14 protein-coding genes, 1 tRNA gene and 9 pseudogenes are annotated in these 26,519 nt (G+C 36.2%); 1 reads left to right on the top strand and 23 read right to left on the bottom strand.

Annotation, left to right across the window (positions count from 1 at the left end; all coding sequences use genetic code 11):
- Positions 1–6: 6 nt before the first annotated feature.
- The 16 genes and pseudogenes from N7U66_RS16725 to N7U66_RS16650 form a co-directional block, all read right to left on the bottom strand.
- Entirely contained in the window at positions 7–387 is a 381-nt protein-coding gene (locus N7U66_RS16725; protein WP_267676190.1) for a BfmA/BtgA family mobilization protein, read from the bottom strand.
- Positions 388–829: 442 nt separating this feature from the next.
- On the bottom strand, positions 830–1,027 hold the full coding sequence (locus N7U66_RS16720; protein WP_267676189.1) for a hypothetical protein: 198 nt from the start codon (positions 1,025–1,027) through the stop codon (positions 830–832).
- A gap of 12 nt (positions 1,028–1,039) precedes the next feature.
- Positions 1,040–1,490, bottom strand: a pseudogene (locus N7U66_RS16715) (JAB domain-containing protein).
- Between the two features lie 80 nt (positions 1,491–1,570).
- Positions 1,571–1,915: a single-stranded DNA-binding protein gene (locus tag N7U66_RS16710; protein ID WP_267676188.1), complete on the bottom strand. Its 345-nt coding sequence runs from the start codon at positions 1,913–1,915 to the stop codon at positions 1,571–1,573.
- A gap of 810 nt (positions 1,916–2,725) precedes the next feature.
- Complete coding sequence (locus N7U66_RS16705; RefSeq protein ID WP_267676187.1) at positions 2,726–3,259, bottom strand: DinB family protein; 534 nt, start codon at positions 3,257–3,259, stop codon at positions 2,726–2,728.
- Positions 3,260–3,608: 349 nt separating this feature from the next.
- Positions 3,609–4,446: pseudogene (locus N7U66_RS16700) on the bottom strand (DUF932 domain-containing protein).
- Positions 4,447–4,462: 16 nt separating this feature from the next.
- On the bottom strand, positions 4,463–4,624 hold the full coding sequence (locus N7U66_RS16695; protein WP_267676186.1) for a hypothetical protein: 162 nt from the start codon (positions 4,622–4,624) through the stop codon (positions 4,463–4,465).
- Positions 4,625–4,882: 258 nt separating this feature from the next.
- The gene (locus tag N7U66_RS16690; RefSeq protein ID WP_449274502.1) at positions 4,883–6,265 is read right to left on the bottom strand and encodes a ParB/RepB/Spo0J family partition protein; all 1,383 of its coding nucleotides are present in this window, start codon (positions 6,263–6,265) and stop codon (positions 4,883–4,885) included.
- Entirely contained in the window at positions 6,253–6,669 is a 417-nt protein-coding gene (locus N7U66_RS16685) for a ParB N-terminal domain-containing protein (RefSeq protein ID WP_267676184.1), read from the bottom strand. Before N7U66_RS16685 ends, N7U66_RS16690 begins: the two co-directional genes overlap by 13 nt.
- Before the next feature lie 372 nt (positions 6,670–7,041).
- Positions 7,042–7,114, bottom strand: a tRNA-Met gene (locus N7U66_RS16680).
- Positions 7,115–7,233: 119 nt separating this feature from the next.
- Positions 7,234–7,416 (bottom strand): CPXCG motif-containing cysteine-rich protein, encoded by a 183-nt coding sequence (locus N7U66_RS16675; RefSeq protein WP_267676183.1) that lies wholly within the window; start codon positions 7,414–7,416, stop codon positions 7,234–7,236.
- A gap of 77 nt (positions 7,417–7,493) precedes the next feature.
- Positions 7,494–8,312 carry a Two component regulator three Y domain protein gene (locus N7U66_RS16670; RefSeq protein ID WP_267676182.1) on the bottom strand — a complete coding sequence of 273 codons (819 nt, stop codon included), beginning with the start codon at positions 8,310–8,312 and terminating at the stop codon, positions 7,494–7,496.
- Positions 8,313–8,478: 166 nt separating this feature from the next.
- Positions 8,479–9,798 carry a TolC family protein gene (locus tag N7U66_RS16665; RefSeq protein ID WP_267676181.1) on the bottom strand — a complete coding sequence of 440 codons (1,320 nt, stop codon included), beginning with the start codon at positions 9,796–9,798 and terminating at the stop codon, positions 8,479–8,481.
- Positions 9,788–12,987 (bottom strand): annotated as a pseudogene (locus N7U66_RS16660) (efflux RND transporter permease subunit). The gene N7U66_RS16665 and the pseudogene N7U66_RS16660 overlap by 11 nt, the downstream one beginning before the upstream one ends.
- 2 nt (positions 12,988–12,989) lie before the next feature.
- Positions 12,990–14,128: pseudogene (locus tag N7U66_RS22665) on the bottom strand (efflux RND transporter periplasmic adaptor subunit).
- Positions 14,129–14,204: 76 nt separating this feature from the next.
- Positions 14,205–16,113, bottom strand: a pseudogene (locus tag N7U66_RS16650) (ATP-binding cassette domain-containing protein).
- Between the two features lie 88 nt (positions 16,114–16,201).
- On the opposite strand from N7U66_RS16650, the gene N7U66_RS16645 reads away from it, so the two are divergent.
- Positions 16,202–16,585: a DUF983 domain-containing protein gene (locus tag N7U66_RS16645; protein ID WP_267676180.1), complete on the top strand. Its 384-nt coding sequence runs from the start codon at positions 16,202–16,204 to the stop codon at positions 16,583–16,585.
- A gap of 84 nt (positions 16,586–16,669) precedes the next feature.
- Here the strand turns inward: N7U66_RS16645 and N7U66_RS16640 are convergent, their stop codons facing one another.
- From N7U66_RS16640 to topA, 7 genes and pseudogenes are all read right to left on the bottom strand, one after another.
- On the bottom strand, positions 16,670–17,716 hold the full coding sequence (locus N7U66_RS16640) for an NAD(P)/FAD-dependent oxidoreductase (protein WP_313791292.1): 1,047 nt from the start codon (positions 17,714–17,716) through the stop codon (positions 16,670–16,672).
- A 177-nt stretch (positions 17,717–17,893) separates the two neighbouring features.
- Positions 17,894–18,793, bottom strand: a complete 900-nt coding sequence (gene porN / locus N7U66_RS16635; protein ID WP_267676179.1) for a type IX secretion system ring subunit PorN/GldN — start codon at positions 18,791–18,793, stop codon at positions 17,894–17,896.
- A 38-nt stretch (positions 18,794–18,831) separates the two neighbouring features.
- Positions 18,832–20,398 (bottom strand): annotated as a pseudogene (gene porM / locus N7U66_RS16630) (type IX secretion system motor protein PorM/GldM).
- Between the two features lie 41 nt (positions 20,399–20,439).
- Positions 20,440–21,071, bottom strand: a pseudogene (gene porL / locus N7U66_RS16625) (type IX secretion system motor protein PorL/GldL).
- A 66-nt stretch (positions 21,072–21,137) separates the two neighbouring features.
- Positions 21,138–22,500, bottom strand: a pseudogene (gene porK / locus N7U66_RS16620) (type IX secretion system lipoprotein PorK/GldK).
- Positions 22,501–22,668: 168 nt separating this feature from the next.
- Positions 22,669–23,836 (bottom strand): annotated as a pseudogene (locus N7U66_RS16615) (formimidoylglutamase).
- 3 nt (positions 23,837–23,839) lie between these two features.
- Entirely contained in the window at positions 23,840–26,365 is a 2,526-nt protein-coding gene (gene topA, locus N7U66_RS16610; RefSeq protein ID WP_267676177.1) for a type I DNA topoisomerase, read from the bottom strand.
- Between the last annotated feature and the right edge of the window lie 154 nt (positions 26,366–26,519).

The following is a 26,519-nucleotide window of genomic DNA, read 5'->3' as shown; positions in this document are numbered from 1 at the left end:
AAATATTTAGAGTTGATTGCTTGGATTTTGCTTTTCACGAAAGCGTACTTCCCTTTTTTCTTCGGCATATTTCTTTTCTACAATCAGCGGTTTTTTGTTCGGTTCTTCGGTTTGAAAAAGTGACTGTATCATCGCCACCGTAGGTTTGGTCTGTGTCTTTTCCACATCCCTCATTATGGCGATAACAGCATTTATTCTTTTGAGTAATTTGGCTTCGATGGTTCTTCCCGTGGGACCTAGTTTTTCCATTGGCGATATCTCGTTATAGAAGAAAAAATCAAGGATATTTTCCATTGCTTCGGTATGTGTTTTGAAGTGTCTTTTTGAAAATTCCTGAAATCTTTTGGCAGTTTTCCGTTTGAACCTAATAGTGATGAATGAGTCCATTTCCTTTCGCTTTTTTAAAGATTTGACGTAAATCCATCCCTGTTTACTGGTGTTTCAAGACCATTTGACGCAAATTGCTGGATTTTTTATATCTACCTTATTTTTAAGTACTTAAAAATCAATAGATTAAAATGAAAATAGACTATGTAACGCGGCGCAGCCCGTTACCCTCTTGCTATTCCTTTTCGTCACGCGCAAGCGTGACAAAAATCCATACAATCCAGCTAAAAAGCCGATTGCCATTTTCAGGGAAAATGATTTTCCGATATGTTATTTTTCGATGTGTACGGTTATCGGCGAAAGTCGAAAAGTGGATAACCCTACTTAAATTTGAATGCTGAATTTCAGCGAAATAAAGATACGTTTTTTTATTGACTTCGTATTAATTGCATACAAAAACACCTCTTAAAATTCAGAGGTGTTAAATTTAAAATTGATTAAATTATATGTTGAATACGTATTTATAGGAATACAAATTCCGCATTGCTTCTTCTTCAATCATTGTTTCAAAACAAGTATAATTCTCTCTTACGTATTTGCGAATATCATCGCCAAATTTTCGTTCCACATCTTTTTTAGAATTTTCTAAAAGTCGGTTTTGAGCCTCTTCACTTAAGTCTGTAAAATTTAGATATACCATAGCTTTTTTAGTTTACAAAATTCCGTTATCAGAAAAACTATAATAATCCCCATCGGGTGCAAGTATCAAGTGGTCAAGAAGTTTAATGTCAAATAGTCCGAGACGCTTTCTTAATCTTGTTCGTCAATTGCTTATCTGCTTCACTTGGCATCAACTTACCACTTGGATGGTTATGGGTTAGTATAATCCCCACCGATAAAGATTTTAAAATGACCGCAAATAAAATCCTTACATCTACCAACGTACCTGTTATTCCACCTTGCGAAATTTGATACACCCCTTTTACTTTGTTGCTGTTGTTTAACAATACAACCTTAAAAGTTTCTTGCAACTCAATTGTATCTTTATCCCAGTCCTCAAAAAGTAATTCAGCCGCATCTTGTGAACTACTTATTTTCTGCCACTTAGAGGATTTTAAACCCCCTTTGTAGCTAATTTTTATTTCGTTAACTTGTGCTTTCATTGTCATCTATTTAATATGTGATTAATGAAAAAAAGAGGGCGCATCTTTAGACGGTTACGCCCTCTTTAATTTTTAAAATCCTACTTATCGTTTTTACTTCCAAGTAATAGGATTTCATCGGCTACGACTTCCGTAACATAGCGTTGGTTGCCATCATCGGTCGTGTAGGTTCGGGTCTTTAGTTTCCCTGTTATTCCTACTTCTTTGCCTTTTTCGACATATTTCTCAACGATTTCAGCGGTCTTGCCCCAAGCCACTACGGTATGCCAGTTGGTGTCCGTTTGCTTTTCGCCCTTGCTGTCTTTGTAATACTCGTTTGTAGCGATTGAGAAGCGGGCTACTTTCTTACCGCTTTCAAGGTTCGTAATGGTTGGTTCTTGTCCAACGTTTCCAATCAATTGTACGTGATTTTTAATAGTACTCATAATAAAAAGATTTGTGTCTGCTTTGTTACAGACTGGTTTATATTTCCCCTATTTGTTTTAAACTGAATTAAATTTTAAGGGGTGTTTGTTCTTTTCTTTCGTGCACCGCACAATGGATAGAGTGGGTTTTGTCAAGACTTTTAGGGAACAAATCAGGTGTGTTTGCGACGTAGTAAAATCCTTGGATTTTCAAGGAAGTAGAAGCCTTATTTTTCACTAAAACTTGTATAGTCTTGACAAGTTCCATAAGGGCATTAGCAATTCTTTTAAACGCAGTTGCGTTTGAGCGTACCGACAGTTAAGCGAAATAAGCAGCTGTGGTTAAATTAGAATTGGTTATGTCGTGCCTGTTTTTCGACGACCCGAAAAACAACAAAGGCTTTATCCATTATAAACCCCTTAAAATGTGTAAGACAGCGGTTTGGTTTTTAAGGATTTTCGAGTGAGGGCTCAAGAAGACCGCGCCGAAAATCCTGTCAAGAAAAATCAAGCCGATGGCTTTCCGATTAGAAAAGCGGACTTGATTCACGATTTTGGCTCCGGAATGTAGTGTTCCTTCCCAGCATAGCGGGAAGGTTTAGCGGAATGGAAAGCTGAAATTGGGTGTTGTGTCCAAGATATTGGTAATGAAGCTCTTTTCACGGAATGAAGTGGTTGCCTGCTTTTTCAGCAGGCAAGCGTGGAATGTAGGGGAATGTGCTGAGTGGGTTGTAAAGCCTTGATTCTACTTTATTAAATACATTTCATTGGATACATTGTTATGCAACGTAAATTCTTTAAAATTGATTTCAGGTAGCAAGTTTTAATTTTTTATTTCCACCAACCATTAAGTTTTCTGATATAAATTATTTGTCCTGTATGATATGCGGTATGCGCAGTCATATTGGCAATATCGCTATGCCAATTCATTATCTGTTCATCAGTTGCATTTTCAGTCAGTCTTTCCCATTCAGTTTGAATACTATCTAATTTTTTCATTGCATTTCCCCAATCTTGTCCGTCGTTCTTTTTGAAGGTTTCTTTATTATCGCCTTCAAATTCAGCAACTCTTTCTCCTTTGAAAGCTTTAAGGTTCATTTCGTTCCAGAATATTAAATGGGAAACCAATTCCCCAATTGAGTGATTTGCCGTAGTGTCTTTCCAATTTGATTGTTCAATTGTAATTCCTTCTATTGCCTTTTTTGTTGGCACAAACCACTCCTGATTCGAGTGGGTATTTTTTAATTGTTCGACGAGCAATAATTTTATATTTGCTTCATTATTTTTCTCCGAACATCCCAAAACTATAAGTCCTAAACAGACCGATATAAATAATTTTTTTATTGTATTTCTCTTGATTTGCATAATTCGCTGAATGAATTATAAATATAAACTTATCCCATTTCTTTACGAGGATAAAACAACCTTTTTTCTTTTTCTATAGAATTTAAAGCGGACTTAATTCACGATTTTGGCTCGGAATGTAGTGTTCCTTCCCGTGAGAAGCGGGAAGGTTTAGCGGAATGGAAAGCGAAAATTGGGGATTGTGTCCAAGACCTTTGTAGTGAAGCTCATTTCCCGAAATGAAGTGGTTGTCTGCTTTTTCAGCAGGCAAACGTGGAATGTAAGGGAATGTGCTGAGTGGGATTAGAAGTAATCGTTCTTTATATGCTCAGCCATCCAGTTTGAGGTACTGGACAAACCTTTATTATCTTTATGCCATTGCATAAACTTCATCGAACAGTTTCTTATCCAACCGTTCTTGTTGGCCAAAGCTTTTCTTCAAAACATTATGAAGTACTGAATTGAACGCATTGTATCCCAACCATAGATTTGGTTGTTCATTGAGCAACAAGGCTTCATAGTTTAAAATTTCAATGACCTCACGAGATTTTTTCGATGGGTCGCTGTTCTTGTCGCTACATTCATACCTGAACAGTTTCGTTCTGTCAAGAATCGCTTTAACAAATTCTTGCGTATCGATGATTTTAAATTCCTTCATCTTGTTGAATTTCTTTGTAATGGTGTAGAATTCATTATCCGTGAAACTTATCGAATAGCTTGTTCAGCCTCGGCATAATCAAGTGCGTATTGTTCTTACTGTGCTTTATGGAAAACTCGATTTCTGCTTGTGACACGTGTAGACCATTTGAGCACACTTCTCTATAAAACCCGAAATGTCCGGAAGTCTTTTCACTTCCGTCATACGAATTCTTGAACCGAAGCATCGGCAATATCAAGTCCTTATGGTTCTTGACGGTAAACTGGCTTTTATCATCGATAATAAAGTCAGTAATGAACGACCTATCATTTTTGTTGATGGTACGTTTGTGGAAATTCAGCTGTGCGTCGGTAAGCATTTCTTCAGCTTTATTGAAGAATAGTTGATTCGGAATGTGGCCGTAGCTGTTCGATACCACGTTGACGATTTTGCCATTTGAGATGATGACATTTTCAAGCCCTCGACGGGATTCCATCCGGGTCAGACTTTTTAAGGATTTCATTTCTGATGGTAAGAAGATTTCATCCTGTTGTAAATTTTGTAAATACATAGCTTTTGAATTTAAATTAAACATTTTCAAATAAAATTTTGTAATGGCTGGGATGCTTATCTCTGTAGTAAGCCAAATGGCTTTCGCCGCTATCAATTTTGTAATTTTCACTACTTGATTGATAATGTTCTTCGGCTTCCTGTAGTGAGATGTTCGGATTTTCAGATACTTGTTCCATAATGATATATTTTGATTAAACAATATTTGAGCGGTCCCTAAACGGAAGCTAAAATCTCAGCTCAAAAGGAAACGGAATAAATAAGCTAAGGATGACGTGTGGGCTTTATGCCGTAGTCTTTTGATGGGTGTATTTTACGAGTTTACCTTTGCGCTTCTATTGATTATTTTTTCTTATTCTATAACCCTTTCAATTGAAAGATTATCAAAAAAAAGAAGAGCCAGCACGAATGCTGACACTTCCTTCCAACAACAAAAGCTAATCTTTAAGTTCCTGAACTTGCTCTTCAAGAACTGTGATGCGCTCTTTCAAACGTTCTTCACGCTTGCTTCTTTTTTCAGCGTATTCTTTCTCAATACCAGCAATTTTGGTTTTGTAATATCCCTGCATTGCATTGTAGAATGAAATATTTGTCAGATTGTTGACGTGATTGCTTTCGCCAAAATGAACTTGCTTTGTTAGCATATACCGTATCAATTTGTGAAAGATTTCCTTTTTGAACTTCTTCTTGAAATTTTCGACTATTTCAATTTTGGTCATCTTTGAAGTGTCGCCCAAGAACTTTGCAAAGTACTTTTGCTGGCTCATATAGTCCACATTGTTCTCAAAAAGCGATATCGAGAATGCCACCATTTCATCTGTTGAAAGTGTCTTCTTCGTATCGATGTATTTCGTCTCTCGAATCATCTGCACAACTTCTTCAAACTGCTTGTTGTTCTCTATTTGCTTTTTGCGGATTTCCCTTTCGTTGATTTTAAAGATTTGTTCTTCAGGCGTACAATCATCCATTTTTCTGTTGGCCAAAGGTGCCGAATAATCTGATAATTCATCCTTGGATTTTTCAACAATCTTTATGAAGACCTCTTTATGCCTGTAAGTTTCGGGATGAAAAACGAGACCAATTGCAAATCCCTTTTCTTTCGCTGAATTGAATTCTTCCAATGCTTCATTGTAATTCTGCATTGCTTCTTCAAATTCACATTTTAGCTCATCTTCGGAATAATCGTAATGTTGATATTCTCTTTTGATGGCTTCTATTTTGGGTTCAATGGGATTTTCTATGATTTCAACATCATCCAGCAGATAGACTTTCAATCCGTTCTTTTCCAATTGCGATATGATGAGCTGATTGCTTTCGTCATCTGCCCAATACTTTCGTATTTCAGGAATCAGAAGAATCTTCTCTCGCTTCGATTTCTCAATCAAATTCAAGAACGACCTGCTTTTCTTGGTCTCGAAACAGGCTGCTTTCGTACAGACCATTTTACCCTCGCCGAACAGATTGCCTTGATTTGCTGCATTGAACGGACATTCTATACAAGACCCGGCTTTCGGAACCAATTTTTTATCGCTTACATTAAAAGATGCTTTTTCCAAATCATAGGTCCGGTCTTTAATCATCCTGTTTATCTGATGCGCATTGAAATCCTCGCCCATCGTTTCCAACATCATTTGTTGCTCTTCAGGTTCAAAAAGTGCGACACCTACTCCCAAGGAAATGGTCATTTCCCCATTGCGCACAAAATGTTTGAAGCCTTCTATCAAACCTGCCAATTTGAGTCGTTGTCTTATAAAGTTATCCGTTCTGCCCAATCGCTTCGCAATTTCAGTAGGCGCATATTTTTCACTTAAGTAAGCAATCGCCTCGGCTTCTTCAGTCGGCTCAACATCCTGTCTTTGCAGATTTTCGATGATTTGAACTTCCGAACATCATTGTTGTTATAAGTTCTCACGATACAGGGTATGGTCTTTTTTCCTGCCAACTTACTTGCACGATATCGGCGTTCGCCCATCACGATAACATAATCATTCTTGGATTTTCGGACTGTAATTGGTTGAAGTACACCATGTTTTTTGATACTCTCGGAAAGCTGCAGTAACAGCATTTCATTAAAAGTCTTCCTGGGCTGCATCGGGTCGGGAATAATCTTTCCGATACTTAGGTTCTGAATTTGAAGTGCTGGCGTTTTCTTTCCGTTCACTTCAACTTTCGCAGTTACTTTTGTTTGACTGCGCTTTCTTGTAGTACTTGCTTTTGTTGTCATAATACTCAAATTTTAGATTAAACAATATTTGAGCAGGAACCAAACGGAAGATAAAATCTTGGCTCAAAAGGAAACGGAATAAATGAGTGGGGGAAGAAGCGTTGGCTTTATGCCGTAGTCTTTTGATGGAAGTATTTTACGAGTTTAAATTGCGGGTATATTGTATGATAATAAACTTCCCTTATTAAGAAGTAAGGTTGTGGTTTGGCAGAATTTATTATTCAACCCTAAAATTCATATCGATTATAATCAAAAAGAAGCATTTGGTATTAAAAACTATTGAATGCTGAGATTGCCATTATTCTGTACTTATTCTGTACTATGTAAAATAAAAAAAGCCTTTCAATTTCTTGAAAGGCTTGATTTTACTAGTAGCGGGAACTGGACTCGAACCAGTGACCTTCGGGTTATGAGCCCGACGAGCTACCTACTGCTCTATCCCGCGATATACTGTCTAAATCCTCTTTTTAGCTTTTAACTTTCGGTTCATAATGCCGATCTGATTATTTAGGACTGCAAATATACGATGCTTTTTATATATTACAAGTATTTATTTGCAAAAAATTATTGCTCAATATTTAAAGCCTCAAAACCAACAAGTTCCGCGTCAATAAAATGTGGTGTTACCTGTATAGGGTTACAACAAACCTCACAATCCTCAACATAAGTGTGTTTATTTACACTTGGATCTAATAACATAGATATGGTTTCCCAACAATAGGGGCATTGAAAAAAATGTTCAAACATGGTTTCCCTTTTTTGTAAAAATAAAAAAGAGTCAACCGTTACGTTAACTCTTTTAAAAATATTTATTTATTTTCTCGTTAGTCTCTATCTGCAACATAGCTATTATTGTAAGTCGTTAACATTTGTTTTATATACGCCTTATCGCCAACCACTGTAACATAATCGGCATCCATGTCATTATCACTCACCATTAAAGTATTAAGGTTAGATAATTTGCTAAATTGTAAAGGCAAGTTGCCTGTAAGTTTATTCTCTGAAAGAATAAGCTCCTCTAAATTAGAGAGATCACTTAACTCTACAGGTATAATACCTTCAAATTTATTATCAATTAAACTTAATTTTTTAAGTTTTGTTAGGGCTAACATTTCATTTGGAATCGTTCCTGTTAGAAAGTTACTACCTAATTGTAGTATTTCTAAATTCTTTAAAGTCATCAATTCTAATGGAATTGATCCTGTAAAAGCATTACTATATAGTGCTAATGTTTTTAAATTTTTAAGGTCTGCGATGAAAATGGGAATAGTACCAGTGAATTGATTTAAAAACAATTCTAAAGAGGTTAATGCTTTCAAGTTTGCTAAGCTCTCAGGAATCTCTCCTTCTATTTTATTCAACCCAACATTAAGAGAACGTAACTTGGTTAAGTTTCCTAACTCTTGAGGTAGGGTACCTTGAAGGTTATTGAATGACAAATTAATGGCAACAACACTATGATCCTCTACAGTAATACCATGCCACGTATCAACAGGTTGGGAAACGTCCCACTTGGTGTTCCACTCTGCCCCATTAGTGGCATTATGCAAGGCCATTAATGCGGATTTTTCGATATCGGGAACTTGTGAGAAGCTAAAAAGCGTTGTAAAAAAGCAGAAAAAAGTAATTTTCAAAGTATTCATGTAGGTTAAGTTTAGGTCTTATTACAACGTAAAACTAAACTTAATAAGGTTTAAATGCAAAAATTTTCGATGAACTGCATCTTTATATTTTGTTTTCAGCCGTTAAACCCCAATTATCCTTAATTTGTCGACGTAACGCTTTTAGCACTTCAGGGCACTTATCTATCTAATATTGAACATTTAACAATTCGCCTGCTAATTGTAATAGTGTTAACTCTGATAACTTGGCTTCATATTTTGCCTGATTTCTACTTAACTCTGCATTTATGAGGTTTAGCTGTGCTTGTCTAAACTCTATAGAATTCACCTGACCAATTTTAAATTGCTCCTGAGATCTGTCGAAGTTGCTTTGTGCGGTCTTAATATTCTTTTCCTGTACTCTAAAAATAGTTAATTTATTTTCATAATCATCCCAGGCATTTTCAAAATCACGCTCCATTGAAAGTACCAATTGCTCTTTTTGCAATTGTTGATTTTCAAGCGCTATTTTCGCATTACGAACACGGGTGATCGTGCTCCCACCATCAAATAAGTTCCATGTTAAATTTAAACCAGCTGAAACGCCTGAAGAGGTACTTTGAAGTGTAAAGGCTAAAGGACTGTTGTTAGATGACTCGTTCCAACCATAAGACCCCACCAAACCAACGGTTGGCAAAAACTGTGCTCTGTTAGTCTTTATATCAAACTGACGCATCGCAATATTTTTTTCTGTTTGAAGTAAAGCCACATTGTTCGCTTTTGTTTTTTCAAGAAGCGCTGTTTTATTTAGTGCTATTAAAAAATCAATATCCGTATCGACGTTAAAGTCTTCTGAAAAGGAATTCCCTAACACCACTTTTAAATCACGCTTGGTATTCTTCAAATCTTGTTTCGTATTTATAAGACTAATACTATCATTATTAATGTCTACTTCAGCATTTAAAACCGCTAATTTTGTGCTTTGCCCATAATCAAATTGATATCCTGCACGTTTTAATCGATCTCTTGAGATCACAATAGTTTGTTGTAGAACCTCTGTATTTTCTGAAAGTTGAGCGATTCTATAATAAATAGAAAACAATTGAATGATTGTTGTTTCAATCGTTTCTCGAGCTTCCAGCTCAGACAATTGGTATTCTTCTTTTAAACGTTTGTAATTATACAAGCGCCCTAAACCATCAAACAATGTGTAATTTAAATTTACTGAGGCGTTATATCGCCGAGTCTCAGCCCCATTAGCAACGCGAACTTCTCCATTGGCTAGCTCTCCTTCTGTATTTTGCTTGTCGATTGTAGCCCCCGCATTACCAGTAAGTGTTGGCAGGTATCCTGAATTTAAAATACCTGAGTTATTCTCGGCTACATCTGTATTTTTATTGGCTATTTTAATACCGTAATTATTCTCAAGTGCTAGCGCAACGGCACGTTCTGGAGTTAGCAGTTGTTGTGCAGATATGATTTGTAACCCCGTAAAAAGACTAAAAAGAATGGTGTGTTTAATATTCATTTTCTTCATTTTGTTCCTTAATAGCCCGTTCTACTTCTTCTTTACTTACGTCTTTACCTGTAATTAACCATTTGGTGTTTTTCTTAATATCATTGCTAAATGCTAAGAAAAGTGGCAACACTAAAAGTGTTAATATCGTGGCGTAAGCGATACCAAAAGAGATGGAAATGGCCATAGGCTTTAAAAATTGAGCTTGTCTACTTTTTTCTAAAAGAAGCGGTGCTAATCCTGCAACGGTTGTTAATGACGTTAAAAATATAGCCCTAAAGCGTGATTTCCCTGCTTCAGATAAAGCGACATCAAAGGTCATCCCTTCTTTTAGATTACTATTAAACTTGCCTATCAATACTAAACCGTCATTAACCATAATACCAATAAGCGCGATAATACCTAAAAGTGATAATACGTTAACAGGGAAACCAAGCAACCAGTGTCCCCAAGCCACAGCCGTTAAACTAAATGGCACTAATAAAAGTAATAAAATGGGCTGACTATAACTTCTAAAGGTGAAGGCTATGGTAATATAAATAAGCAATAAAATTGGAATGCCAGCAGTGCCCGTGAGAACCTACTAGCTTATCTTTCTCTCTATTCTGACCTTCAAATGAGGCTGAAATTGTTGGGTACTTAGATTGTAATTGTGGTATGGTGACTGTTTTTATATCCTCTAAAATATCCGTTGCACTGGTACTAGGGTCTTTTAAATCTGCCGACACCTTAATCTCACGTTGTCCTTCCAGGTGATTTATAGCGACATCTCCCCGAGCTATAGAATACACCGCAATGTCTTTTAATGTGACCCGTTGCCCCGTTGGTGTTACGATGCGCATGTCGTCTAAATCATTAATCGAAGCCCGATTACTTCTATCGTAACGCACCCAAACGCGTATTTCATCTTGACCGCGCTGAAAGCGCTGTGCCTGAACACCAAAAAAACCAGCACGTACTTGGCTCATTATAGTTCTTAAATCTAAACCTAGTAAATAGGCGCTCTCTTTAAGTTGTATGCGAATTTCTTTAATCCCCGCAGGATCATTATCCTCAACATCTTTTAATAATGGATTCGATTCTAATGTTTGTTTCAATTCTATTTTCGCCGCCTTTAATTCTTCTATATTGTTTCCTAAAAGGGCCACAGAAACGGGACTTCCTCCAAAATTACCTCCAGATCCAAAAATTAACCGCTCAGTTCCTATTACTGGGCCTACTAACTCTCTTAGTCTATTAGCGACTAACGAAGATTGAATGGCGTCTCGGCCGCTCTTCTCCTGGTAACATATTAATACGTAATCGTGCGCTAGAACTACTGTTGAGTGTTAGGATTGTATTTTCAAAAAGTTGTTTATCACTGTCTTTAAAATATTTTTCAGTAAACTCTTTATTTACAATAAACGCCTTTTCTTCAATCATTGAAATAATAGAATCGGTCACCCTTACATTCGTTCCATTAGGCATATCCAATTCAATAGAAACAGTATCACTGGCAATAGAAGGAAATAAGGTGACTCCAATCACCCCGCCACCAATCGCGCCAAAAGTTAATACCAGTAAGGCGACAAAAAGACCAAGAGACAACATTTTAAATTGAAGTACAAAGGTTATGGCAGGTGTATACACTTTATCCCTTAAGAATACCATGAAATTGTCTCCTGCTTTATTTATCACACGCATTTTAGAAAAGAATTGCTTCATTTTCGAAGGATTCTCCTCAACAACTTGTGTTCTTAACGCTTTTGAATGCGCTAAATGTGCCGGTAGAATAATAAGTGCCTCAACCAATGACACGAGCAATGTTAAGATGACAATCACGGACACTTCACTAAAAAATTCTCCAATACGACTTTCTAAAAATAGAAATAAGGAGAAGGCTAGAAGCGTCGTAATAATAGCAGAAACCACTGGTGGAATCACTTCCATAGTCCCATCTATGGCTGCTTGCTGAGGGGTTTTCCCTTTTTCATAATGCTGGTAAATGTTTTCTGCAATAACGATACCATCATCTACCAAAATACCAATAACGATAATCATTCCGAACAAAGACAGCACGTTAATAGTCACATCAAACTGCCCCGCAAAAATAAACATCCCTAAAAACGAAATAGGCAAACCAAAAGCCACCCAAAACGCTAAGCGTGTGTTTAGGAAAAGCGATAGGAACACCAACACTAAAACCATTCCTATTACGGCATTTTCTGTCAATAATTTAGTACGCTGATTAAGCGTGATAGATAAATCGCGCACGACATCTAATCGGACATTGTTGTATTTCTGATTATAATCTTCTATATAGTCTTTAACTTTATCTGCAGAGGAAATTAAATCTTCATTATTGGTGCTGGTTACCGTGATATCTAGGGATAATTTTTGATTAAAATACGTCGCATTCGGTGTTTCAGAAAAGCGATCACGAATAATCGCCACATCTTTTAACCGTACTGTTTTCCCATCATTGGATGCCCTAATGATAACATTAGACAGCTCATCGCCATAGTAGGCCCGGTTATTCGCTCTAATTAAATATTCTTCAGCATCTGTTTTTATCGTGCCTCCCGTTACCAATATATTAGAGGCACTTACGGCTTGCGCGACTTCATTAAACGTCAAGTTATAGGCTAATAAATTAGCTTCATTAACCGCAATTTCAATTTCTTCAGCAGGATACCCGGAGACTTGAATTTGAGAGATGCCATCAATACGCCGTAAATCGTTTTCTACCTGCCGTCCAATTTGCTTTAACGTTGCCAGCGGAATGTCATCTCCACTCAAAGCAAAGGAAATCGTTTGACGTATTTCTTCTTGCTTGGCCACGATGAGCGGCTCCATCCCCGTAGGAAAGGAAGGCACCCGATCTACAGCGTTTTTAACTTCAAGTAACATGAAGTCAATATTCTCGCCTTTTTCAATTTCTACTGTAATCGTTCCACTATTTTCTCGCGATACCGAAGTTACCCGATCTATGCCTTTTAATCCTTTAAGATTATCTTCAATCTGAAGTACAATCCCTTCTTCAATTTCTTGAGGGGAGGCTCCTGGATAGGTAATGTTTACATTAATAATTTTAGAATCTACTAGCGGAAAAAAAGACGATTTTAAAGACAAAACGCCAAGAATACCAAAAGCAAAAAAGGCCAAAATAAAAACATTCACGGCCACGTGATATTTTATAAAGTAAGCAATTAATTTTCTCATGATTACTTTTTAACGTTTGGTTCTTCTGTTCCCTTTTCCTCAAAAGCTTTCACCAACATGCCGAATACGCACCAGGCACCGGACGCTTAAGGATGACCGTTCCATTTGGGACGCCTTTTAAAATCACTTTAGTCTCTGAAAAATAAACGGGCTTGACCTCTATAACATCCAATAAGCTATCTTTAATAACAAAAATTTGCTGACGCTCCAATAATAAATTCCGGTCTATCTCTATGGCATTCGTTTCTTGTTTGGCGTCTAATTGCGCTTCTAAGTACATGCCTTCTTTTAGAGCCTCATTTTTCACTTCAATATAAGCGGTAATGGTTTGGGTTGTAGCATCAATACTTCCATTAACTCTAGAAATGGTTCCGTTATAAGTTTCTGTGCCTTCTAAATTATTAAGAACAACCGCTTCACCAACTTTAAGTAAACTCGCGTAGGTTTTGCTTAGCGCCACTTCCATTTCATAAGTTGTGGCATCTATAAACTCACCTAATTTTTGCCCACTTCTAATCAAGGAACCTTCTGTAACCAAAGCTTCGGTTAAAATTCCTGTAAACGGTGCCTTGATGTTATATTTTGATAGACGTTGTTCTAAATTTTTAACATTGTAATAATTAGTAACAATACCTCTACCCGTAATAAAATAATTTTCCTTTTCGGAAGTCATTTACGGTAACTTGGGTGTGGTTTTGTTTAAATCAAAACCGTTGAGATAGGTTTGCCACTTATTGAATACCTCCGGAAAGTCTAAGCGTAAATCGGGCATTATGGCCGCCAACGAGTTATAAAGATTGCTCTTAGCAGATTGCACACTGGCATAATATTCTGCGGCGTCTATACGAATGAGTGTTTGTCCTGCACTGTACTTTTGACCTGGTTTAAAAAGTTTGCTTCCAGTTCTAAACACGCCCTGTACCTCCGCATATAATTCCAAACGTCGTTTGGCTGTTAAACTGCCATTAGCAGGTATAATTATAGGGATCGTTGTGTTTTGTACCGTATCGGTAAACACCGTTTTAATCACCTTGGCTTGTACGGGTTTTGGTTTGTTTTTATTGGCTATAAGACTTTTAGCTATATATAAAGAAGCTAGAATAAGTAAAACTCCTAAAATGGAAATTATAATTTTGCGCATTAACCTATTTTTGATGGTAAGACGACAAAATTAACCCTTAGTTTAACGGCTATGTGTTAAAATAACCTTAAAAAGATTAAGCGTAATCTTCTAATTCTAAGGTAATCTCTTCCCATTTCCCCATTAAGCGCTCCAATTCCTTTTTCTTGTTCCGGTAATTAGCAAAGAAGTTTTCCTTTGCAACCGCGACATCATAATTAGTGGCTAATTCCACATCAATCTCCTTAATCTCCTTCTCTAGTTGATTGATTTTAGATTCTGTATTACTCAGCTTATTATTTAAAGATTTTAATTTTTTTTGATCTTCATAAGACTGTTTGTTTTTTTCTTTAGGTGCGTCCTTTATTACGGTACGTTTTTCTACTTCTCGAAGATTTTCAACTTGACGTTGTTCTAAGTAGTAATCCACATCACCCAAATACTTTTTTATTTTCTCATCTTTAAATTCGTACACCGTAGACGTTAAGCCTTGTAGAAAATCACGATCATGGGATACTAAAATAAGGGTACCTTCAAAACGTTTCAAGGCATCCTTTAACACATTTTTAGATTTGATGTCTAAATGATTTGTTGGCTCATCCATAATAAGCACATTAAACGGCTGCAGCATTAATTTGGCCAACGCTAAACGGTTTCGTTCTCCACCGAGAAAGTACTCTTACGTACTTTTCTGCTTCATCGCCTCTAAACAAAAAGGATCCTAAAATATCCCGCACCTTGCTTCTATTCGTCTCATTGGCAGCATCGATCATGGTATCTAAAACGGTTTTACTCCCATCAAGATATTCTGCCTGATTTTGTGCGAAATACCCAATTTGCACGTTGTGTCCCAATTTTAAATGTCCATCATGCTTTAAATCGCCAACCAAAATTTTTGCTAAAGTCGATTTTCCTTGTCCGTTTTGTCCAACAAAAGCGGTTTTTGCATCGCGTTCAATTAACAAATCAATATTAGATAATACTTGATTCTCTCCATAGTTTTTAGAGACACCATTGGTTTCTACCACAATCTTACCAGGAGTAATAGACACCGGAAAATTTAAAGTCATCACACTATTATCATCTTCATCAACTTCAATGCGATCTATTTTATCTAATTTTTTAATGAGAGATTGTGCCATTGTTGCCTTACTGGCTTTGGCTCTAAATTTCTCTATTAGTTTTTCGGTCTGTTCAATTTGCTTCTGCTGGTTTTTCTGTGACGCCAATTGCTGGGTTCGCAATTCTTCACGCAGTACCGGATATTTTGTGTAGGGTTTAGGATAATCATAAATACGTCCTAATGAAATTTCTATAGTACGATTCGTTACGTTATCTAAAAACATTTTATCGTGCGATACAATAACTACTGCTCCAAAGTAATTCTTTAAAAACCCTTCCAACCAAATAATAGATTCTATATCTAAGTGATTGGTAGGTTCATCGAGTAATAGCACATCATTATTTTGTAATAATAATTTTGCTAGCTCAATACGCATACGCCACCCGCCTGAAAAGGTATCGGTTAAATTATCAAATTGTTCACGTTTAAAACCTAATCCCTGTAGGATTTTTTCGGTTTCACCTTTGTAGTTATAACCACCAACAATCTCATACTGGTGTTGCACTTCATTGAGGTCAATCATCAACTGGTTATACCCTTCACTTTCATAGTCTGTACGCTCGGCCAACTGATGATTTATAGCATCCATTTGTTCTTCTAGCGCTTTAATTTCAGTAAATGCCTGATAAGACTCTTCTAAAACGGTGCGTCCTAAAACGAAGTCGATATCTTGTTTAAGAAATCCGATTTTCAACTCCTTATCTGAAGCAATTTGTCCTGTATCGGGTTCTAATTCTTTAGAAAGGATTTTTAACATCGTCGATTTTCCAGCGCCGTTTTTACCAATAAGACCAATGCGGTCGCCATTACCCAATTTGAAAGTAATATCTTCAAATAAATATTCGCCTTGAAAGGAAATGGATAAGTTGTGAATGTTAAGCATAGAATTTGTGACTAATGTTACTAAGTTTTAATCATTTAAAACTTATTTTTGTTTCTGATTATAAAAGTGCAAAAGTACGTTAAATTATATGTTTAAAAAAGGCTCAAAATTATATGCTATAATTACTGGTGTTTGTCCCAAGTGTCATGAAGAATCCATGTACATAAATAAAAATCCATACGCCTTGTCTCAATTGTTTGAAATGCACGAGCGCTGCTCGAAATGTCATACTAAATACAAAATAGAACCTTCATTTTTCTACGGCTCCATGTATGTGAGTTATGGGGTTGGTATCGCTTTTGCTGTTGCCGCTTTTGTCATTAGTTATTTCATTTTAGGAAGTACACTAACCGTTGGTTTTATTTCTATTGTGAGTGTCATGCTTATTTTCTATCCCATCATTGTTCGAATTTCTCGCAATATTTGGATTAACCTTTTTATGAGCTACGATAAATCAAAAGGGAAATCTTAAATGCTTTTTGGGCATCCATCTCATAAAAAAAGATTCAGCTACTACCCGTAACGCAAATAAGCTATTGATTAACAAAACGTCTTATTAGTCAAAACGCCGACTATCAATAACGGCTTCTATAGGTGTTTGGTGTTCTATTGATTCAAAAAGCTGCTTAGCCACATAGGGGGCGATCATTACACCTCGAGTTCCTAAACCATTGAGGATATGATAGTTTTTAAACGCTTTGTGTGTTCCTACCAAAGCTCTTCTGTCTTTAACGGTTGGCCGTATTCCTGCAACCTGATTGACCACCTCAAAAGGGCAATTGATAAACGTATTAAGCTTATTTAAGAGCAGCTCTCTCGCTTCTGCTGAAATCGTATTGGTTTTATCTTTGTGCTCGTAAGTAGCTCCTATTCTATATAAATCATTGCCTAATGGAATCACAAAAACGCTTGATTTTAGAACAAAATCTAGTTTTAGGTCGGGCGCATGGATGGTAACCAACTCCCCTTTAGTGCCTTCTAGAGGCAAATGCTTAAAATAGGGGTTCTTGTGTATTCCAAAACCTTCAGCAAAGATGATGTGCTTCGCTTCCACATTATTATAATTTACGCTACCGTCTCCGTGAATTAAAGCATTATAATTGAACGCGTCTTCATTTAACAAATCCTGTTGTCTTAAAAAGGCTTTGTATTCTGCGATGAGTAGTTTAGTATCAATTCTTCCTGTTTGCAGCACTTCTCCAAAACCGAATGCGGCATCAATACATTTGTTTGTGTTTTTCAGGATCGTGGTAGACATATAGGCTTCAAGACCTTCTTTGTCTGAAGCAATGAACCAGTTGTTTTGTTCTTCCAATGAGGTAAAACGTCTTAAGACAGGAACTTTGTAATCCAATTTCAGCTTTAAACGCTGTTCTATTCTTTCGTAAGCCGTTATCGCCATTTCTAATTGTTCTTTATTTCTCCAAACTGGGGTAAAGCGTTTTAAAGTTACTGGGTTATACAAGCCTCCCGCAACGGTAGACGATTGCTGAGAACTATCATCAAAAACAACAAACGTTTTGTTATTAACTAGTAATTGTTCGCAAAAGGCGATGCCTGCCAAACCACAGCCCACTATGATATAATCAATTTTCATCTGCATTTAATTTTACTTTTTACTCGGAAGATGGTGTTTTAATGTGCTATAATACGTCTTAACACCTATTATAATGGCGCACTATTTCGCGAAGATAATGCATTCTTTATCGATTGAAGAATCGCTCTAAAACAAAAACGCTCACTTTTTCAAGTGAGCGTTTAAACAATATTATAAGTCAAATTAGTATGACCACATATCTAATTCAAAGTTTCTTATTTTCTCTTTGATTCTTTCAGACTCTAAGAGTTGCATTAATGCATTTTCAGCGATGTAATCTTCCACTTTACGGTCACCGTACACATTTTCTTCTCGTGTTATCACGGCATTAAAATGTCTAGAGTTTAAAATGTGATCGAATGAAAATGGTATGGCACTGTTTTTAGCGTTAAATGATTTAGCTTCATGCAACACATCTCTAGCATCTGGATAGAATACCCAAAATAGGGCATTTGGTTTTCTATTCGCTTCATCGTTAGAATCAATAAAGTTAACATCTGGTGCTGCTGGTGCAATACCTAAAAGACGGTACTTTAATTCTCCTTGACGTTTATCAAAAAACCACAACCCTTTAATAAGGTAGGCGCTAATATCAAATGATGCTATCTTTCTAGTAGTAATGTACTCTGGATCAACAAAACCATCGGCATTAAATTGATCATAACCAATATCTAAGGTATCAATCTTAGTGGTGATGTCTGCCAATTCTTTTGAGGTACGTTTACCAGTAAAATAAGAATCATTATATACATTTTTAATCTTACCATCTATAATGGCTTTTGTTAAAACATCGTATAATGAACGTCTGTTATTTCCAATATTATTAGTATCTACAGGGTAGTATAATGGAAAGTTAACACGCTCATCTAGAATCACTTTTTCCCAAGTCATTTTAGCAAACATGATATCTCTATCATCAACATAACCATATTCTAACGGCTTATCGTTATCTAAAGCTTTTTGTTCGTCAGTTCTCACACCAATCTCTTCCGGAGATTTAGCATTTAAAATGTTAGCCTGAGCAAAGGCAGTAGAGGTAAATACCACACCACATACGATTGCTAATAAAGATTTATAGTTCATTGTACTGTTTTTTTTAAATTTAATTAATTATAAAGTAATTAGTTAGACAACTCTATAACTATTGGCGCAGCCGGTTTAATTCTAGGTCCATTCGATCTAGACTTAATATCAAATATTTGAATAGAAGATCCTCTTTTAGCCTTACGGATAGCCGCTTTTGCTTGCGCATTCATTCTGTTACCGTGAAACTGACACACTTGGTAATCCTTCCACTTTCATTTTAAAACCAGTAACGGTTAAAGGTAAATCGAAATCAAACTCCTCTAAGACTGCTGAAACTTTACCAATCTCAACATTGTTACGTGGTAATGAAACACTTCCTGTTTGTCCTGCCATTTGACCTGCTGGTTTAGGAATGTCTTTAATTCTAAAACTCGCTTTATCATTAACTTTAGAGCCATCATCTAATGTAGCTGTAACACTAATGGTCACTTCTCTACGAGAACCTGGTACCATTGTATACTGCCCCACTTTACCTCCTTTTGATAAACCTGGTGCACTAGCAGATACTTTATTACCTGGAACACCAGCAAAAGAAATGGTCATTGGGTTTGATACACCACGATATACCACATTCATTTTATCTGCAGAAATAGTTGCTGAATTAGGTCTTGGTACTACAACATAATTAGCTACAATTGGAATTTCTAAAGGCTTACCATCTTCTAAGAAAGTAAACTTACCTTCAATCTCATGCTCACCAACATTTCCAACATTAAAATCTAATTTAGCCGCTCCAGTAGAATCAATAGCTTCAGAAATATCAATTTCTTTACCCTGAACCGTTAATTTTGTCGGTGTTACGTTAGCATATTTACCTAAGACCACTCTACCTTGAAATTTTTCACCTGCAAAAAACGCAGATTTATCAGCTAATACGATGGCCTTAAACTTGTTTAATGATACTGCAGCATCTAATGTATTCCCTAAAAATAGGTTAAACATATTAGCTTCTGTTACCATCACATCATTTTGCATGGCTGTTAACTTTGTGTAAGATGCGATTGCTGGGAATCCTTGATAATGGTAGTTTAACCAATCAATTTTCTTTCCATCATTATTCATTACTTTATCAGTATCAAAACGCTTTTTAAAACTTGCGATTGCCGTTTGGTATTTAACGTCTGTTCCTAAAATATCAAGTATATCTTTCTTATACTTTTCAATTTTATCCATTACTTCCTTACCTTCTTTAGTTAAACGGTCTCCTGTAAACCATTTTTCGTCCGGAATATCTGTTTTGTCCATCTCCTCAAATGGCAATTTACCAGTTTTAGGATCAACTTTGTAATCTCCACTCTTTAACAAATCGACTTTTATCGTTTCGATGTATTTGAAAAACTGTGTTGAGACTTCATTTACCTGTTTCGCTTTTAAAGCTGGAACAGCAAAATCTTCTGGTTTTTCTTCAGCCTTAACTTCTAAATTTGCTAATAACGCTTCGTTTTTCGCCTCAGTATCTTCATTTGCATTTGCAAACTTCACTTCCATAAGTCCAAATGCTGATAGCACTTCTTTTGACATATTCATTGCCATCATTGCGATGAATACTAAATACATCAAGTTAATCATTTTCTGCCTTGCAGATGCTTTTCCTCCTGCCATGTCTAATTAGTTTTTAAGTTATTAATTATACTAATGACTAATTAGTTTTTGTTCATTGCAGATAACATTCCACCATAGACTCCATTTAATGAAGACAGGTTAGATGCTAATGATTGCATTTGTTCTTTTAATTTAGTCGCATTTTCAACCGACTCTTCATTAATAAGTGACTGACGATTAACACTTTCCATCTGTACTTTATACAAGCTATTTAGTGATTCCATTTGTGCCGCAGCTAATGATAATTCCTCACCATATCGCTTTTGTGCAGCCATTGAATCTACTGTTGGAGAAATACCTTTAGCAGCACCTTCAAAGTTTTTGATACTAGTACCTAAGCTTGCCATTAATTCACCATCAATTTTAGCTTCTTTTAATAAGTTATCTAATTTTTTAGATAATAAACCTTCAGCATCTTTAGGTTCTTCTTTTAATCCTTTTTTAGTCACTGCTCCACCAGCTAATTCGGATATACTAATGACCAATCTAAATCTGAATTTTGTCTTTCAAATGCAGAATAAGTAAATACTAATGCTTCTACAATCATACCTAGCGTCAAAATCTCTGAAGCCAATGGCCAGTGTTGGATTTTGAATAATGCACCTACGATTACGATTGCCGCTCCTAATCCGTAGATCATATTAGTTACTGTGATTTTTCCTTGTTGTGCCATAATTTCTAAGTTTTACGTAGTTAATTTAAATTTTTAAGTAGGGTTTATTTTTGTTTTTTTTTGTAATTATCTTTTTGAATTTGAGGTTACTTCAGTCCCCATATAATCTTGTACCGTTCTGAAACCAATATAACTTCTTGCCGAATCTGCATATTCATAATCTCTTGAACTTACTTGTAAGAAATAGGCAACATCTTTCCAAGAACCACCTCTTACCACTTTACGTTGGTTATTCGCATCGTTAACACTTGGATTAATCGTTGATGCAAACTCGTACGAACCTGGATCATATGATGCATTCACCCATTCTGACACATTACCTGCCATATTATATAAGTTATAATCGTTAGGCTCGTAAGCATCTGCTTCTACCGTATATAGTGCTTGATCTGCGGCATAATCTCCACGCAAAGGCTTAAAGTTTGCCATAAAACAACCTCTGTCATTTTTAGCATACGGACCACCCCAAGGGAAAGTTGCTGCTTGCAAGCCTCCTCTCGCTGCGTATTCCCATTCTGCCTCACTAGGCAAACGGTAAGAGTTTACAAAATGTCTTTTACGCTCTTTTCTATACGCATTGTGATGCATGGTTCTCCATTGGCAAAAGGCTTTCGCCTGTTTCCAAGATACTCCAACTACTGGATATTCACTGTAAGCGTCATGCCGGAAATAATCATTGTGCATTGGCTCATTATAAGAATACGCGAAATCACGAATCCATGCTGTAGTATCTGGATAGATGGTTACTTCTTCTTTATGAATAACATCTTTACGACGTAAATTTTTGTTTTTTGCTGCTTTAGCGATGTCCATGTAGGTATATTGAAACTTAAACTTGGTAACATCCCAAGTACGTGATCCATTATACGACTCTTCAATAGGCAAGTACATGGTATCCATAACTTCTACATAGTATTCATCCGGATATTCAGTCGTATCGAAAATAAGATCAATATCTCTATTCAACTTTCTTCCTTCATAACCGGTTTCTCCTAGACCACTGTAGTTGTCAATCATATACTTCTCGTAAGGCGTCATATTAGAAGAATCGGCATCTTTAAATGCAAATTCACCAATACCTCCGTTACCAGGAACTTCTCCTACTTCGTCCGCTAAGATGGCGAGTTTTGTTCTAATAGTAGAGTCTCTAACCCATTCTACGAACTGGCGATATTCACTATTAGTGATTTCTGTTTCATCCATATAGAATGCTCTAACAGTAACTGTCTTTGCAGGCGCATCTTGAATTCCAGCTAAATCATCATCAGCTTTACCCATAATAAATGCACCTCCTGGTACTAATGTCATACCGTAAGGCTTTTCTCGGATGCCATTTTTTACCTTTAACACCTACTAATTGTCCATTGTCCTTAGACCCGCAACTAAATAAAAGTGCTAAAACTGCCGTTAATACTACAAATTTCTTCATATTCATTGTAAAACTCGAGGTTAATTATATACTCTAGATTTTTTTAAGACCGTAAACATATTTATATATTTCCTAAAAAACAACTTTTTAACTAAAAAATTTACATTTCATCGTAAAAAAAACGCTTTTTAACGATAAATATTATGTTAAAATAATTGTTGTTCGATTTTAAACGCTGTTTTTTTGATATGCTTTATACCATCTATTTGGTATTTCTCCATCACAGGCATCAAGATAGTCTTTATGCGTGCAAGGTAATAACGTATGCTTTTTTAATTTATTATTAACATTTACTAAAAAAGGTATTTCAATCCACCAACGTCCTGTTTTAGAACTTTTGTAAAATATTAATTCTTCAGAGTCGGCGAATGTAGTAAATTTCTGATGATTGTCATCATTCAAAAAATCATCGTCTTTTATTCTACAATTCACTCCTTCAACAAAATACCATAGCATTTGAGCCATTAACATAGCGGTTATCTCGTCGTCATAAGAGGGTTTGTATTCAAAAATACCAAAAGTCGATACTTTATTACTAATTCCGGCATAACGTGCAACGGCACATATTTCTTTTCCATCTAAACCATTGGGAGACATACGTTGCTTTAAGCTCACTTCACTCGCTTTGACCGCACCTAAATCGATACTAACAATATTTGCATCACGCATCACGGGCTCCACTAAAGTGATATCGTTTGAGACCTCCCCCAATCGGTAAGCCTCAAAATACAAACGCTCCATGAGGTCTATTTCTTCTTGAGAATTAAAATACGTTTGATACCCTACCGTGGCATAATTAAATAAATTATAGGGTTGGTCTAATATGATCTTCCCCACAAAACTATTATTTTTAATTGGTTTTGTAGAATCTCCTAAATCGAAACACGAATCGACATTCACCACATTAACCATTGGCATTAAATTATCGTAAGCACGATATATGGCATAAGTTAAATCCTGGCTACCGCCCAATATGATTGGAATGATTTTTTTTTGCACTAAAATGGAAACGGTCGTTTTGAGTGCAAAGTACGTATCTTCAACAGATTCTCCTTTATTTATATCTCCTAAGTCCGCAATGGTGGTGTTCCAACTGCCTGGAAACAACGCGTAAAAAGATTTTCTAACTTCATTAAGCTGAAACGCTTCCCCGATATAATCTATATCGTTACGGTTTTCTAACACACCTATAATCGCTATAGAGACGCCTTCTAAGTCTCGGTATCCCCGTATGTTGAGAATGAATTTTTAATTTCCTTCCTAACGCTTGCATAGACAATAACTCGTTGTGAGCCAATACGGCATCTTGAACAGGCGATAAAAAATTAAAGTTCATAATTTATTTCTTTTTAGCTACCGTTTTCTTTTTAGCCGTTGGTTTCTTTTTAGCTGCCGGTTTTTTCTTAGCAGCCTTTTTCTTAGGCGCATTCTTTTCTATAATCCCCTTTACTTCGTCAAGAGTCAATGCTACCGCATCTACTGTTTTAGGCAACTCTATTTTCACCTTACCTTGCAAAATATTATGTCTTCCCCAACGGGCTTTCTCCACGCGAATGCCTTCTTCTTCCCAATTATGAATAACCTTATCTATCTCTTTCTGAATCTTGGTTTCAATCAATTCAATAATATCCTTTTCAGATAAATTGTCCCAATCGTATTTCTTATTCACATTTATAAACATGCCATCCCATTTAATAAAGGGACCGAAACGTCCTTTGCCTTTGGTAACACCTTCCCCTTTATAGGTATAAATAGGTGCATCTGCAATTTCTTTTTCTTTAATCAATTCAATAGCTTCCTCTTTTTCTATACTTAAAGGATCTTGTCCTGGCGCTAAAGAAATAAATTTCTTTCCAAATTTCACATAAGGTCCAAATCGGCCATTATTCACCTCTATTGGCTCCCCTTTGTATTCCCCTAACGCTTTAGGAAGTTTAAACAGATCCATAGCCTCTTCAAAAGTAATACTTCCCAATTGTTGCTCCGGCCCTAAACTCGCAAAGGTAGGTTTGTCTTCGTCATCAACCGTCCCCATTTGAACCATAGGTCCAAATTTTCCTAATCGGACACTCACTCGTTTTCCTGATTTTGGATCCTCCCCTAAAATACGCTCTCCGGATTCGCGTTCAGCATTTTCTTGTACATCAACAACTTTTGGGTGAAAGTCTTTATAAAATGATTTCATAACCGTCTTCCAATTGGCTTTACCTTCTGCAATATCATCAAACTGATCCTCTACATTTGCAGTAAAACTATAATCCAAAATACTTTCAAAATGATTCACTAAAAAATCTGTCACAATCATTCCAATATCTGTAGGCACAAGCTTACCTTTATCGGAACCTACTTTTTCGGTAAGCAGGGTATCTTTTACTTTATCATTTTTTAAAACTAGCTGTGTGTATTCACGTTCTTTACCATCAATGGTTCCTTTTTCAACATACTTTCTATTCTGAATTGTAGAAATTGTTGGAGCGTAAGTAGACGGTCGCCCAATACCTAGCTCTTCTAATTTTTTAACCAAAGAAGCTTCTGTATATCTATAAGGTGGTCTTGAATAACGCTCTGTTGCGGTAATGTAATTATTAAGCAAGGCTTCATTTACTTTCATTGCTGGCAACATGCCTTCCTGCTCCACATCCTCATCATCGGTACCTTCTAAATACACTTTTAAAAACCCATCAAAAGTGATAACCTCTCCATTAGCCGTGAAGATATCATTATGTGCTGCTGCTTTAATTTTCACATTAGTACGTTCCAATTTTGCTTCACTCATTTGTGAGGCAATGGCGCGTTTCCAAATTAAATCGTATAACCTTGTTTGATCACGCTCTAAATCTACAGAGTGCACGGAAAAGTCTGTAGGACGAATGGCCTCATGGGCTTCCTGAGCGCCTTTAGATTTACCTTTATATTTTCGTTCTTTTGAATAGGCTTTACCATAAGCTTCTGTGATTTCTTTTTCGGCACCTTTTCGAGCTTCATCACTTAAGTTTACGCTATCGGTTCTCATGTAAGTGATCAAACCAGCTTCGTATAAACGCTGAGCCATATTCATGGTTTTACTTACAGAAAAATAGAGTTTACGTGACGCTTCCTGCTGTAATGTAGAGGTTGTAAATGGTGCGGCAGGTGCCTTTTTAGCTGGCTTCTTTTCTAAATCGAAAACCTTAAATGTGGTATTCGCATTTTGCTCTAAGAATTTTAAAGCTTGTGCTTTCGTTTTAATCGTTTTAGGCAGCTTTGCTTTAAAAGACTGTCCGTCCTCATTTGAAAATTCAGCATCAATTCTATAAGACGCTTCGGGTTCAAATTCATTTATTTCACGTTCACGCTCTACGATTAAGCGCACAGAAACAGATTGCACACGTCCTGCAGACAATCCACCTTTTACTTTACGCCATAATACAGGGGATAATTCGTAGCCTACAATTCTATCTAATACACGACGCGCTTGCTGTGCATCGACTAAATCGTAATCAATTTGTCTTGGGTTCTCTACCGCTTTCTGAATAGCCGATTTTGTAATCTCATGAAATACAATCCGTTTTGTCTTATTTTTGTCCAGCCCTAATGATTCTGCCAAATGCCACGCAATAGCTTCTCCTTCTCTATCTTCATCACTAGCTAACCAAACCATTTCTGCTTTCTTAGCTAAATCTTTCAGCTTTTTAACGACTGCTTTTTTATCTGTAGAAACTTCATATTTTGGATCGAAATCACCTTCAACATCTACACCTAATTCTTTGGAAGGCAAGTCGGAAATATGCCCATAACTTGATTCCACTTTAAAGTCTTTTCCTAAAAATTTCTCAATTGTTTTAGCCTTTGCAGGTGACTCAACTATTACTAAATTCTTCGCCATTCTTCGATTTTTTGAAGCTACAAAGGTATATGAAAAAAAATTTATGAACCTAATTTAATCGCTTTTAGCATAATTTAACACACTGTCATATTGTCATATTCTATAAAATAATCTATCTTTGTCCACTTATTGACTGATACACTTTTTCAGTACA

It is taken from the genome of Lacinutrix neustonica (assembly GCF_026625145.1).
Classification (GTDB): Bacteria; Bacteroidota; Bacteroidia; order Flavobacteriales; family Flavobacteriaceae; genus Lacinutrix; species Lacinutrix neustonica.
This window is presented reverse-complemented; position numbering and strand designations above follow the sequence as displayed.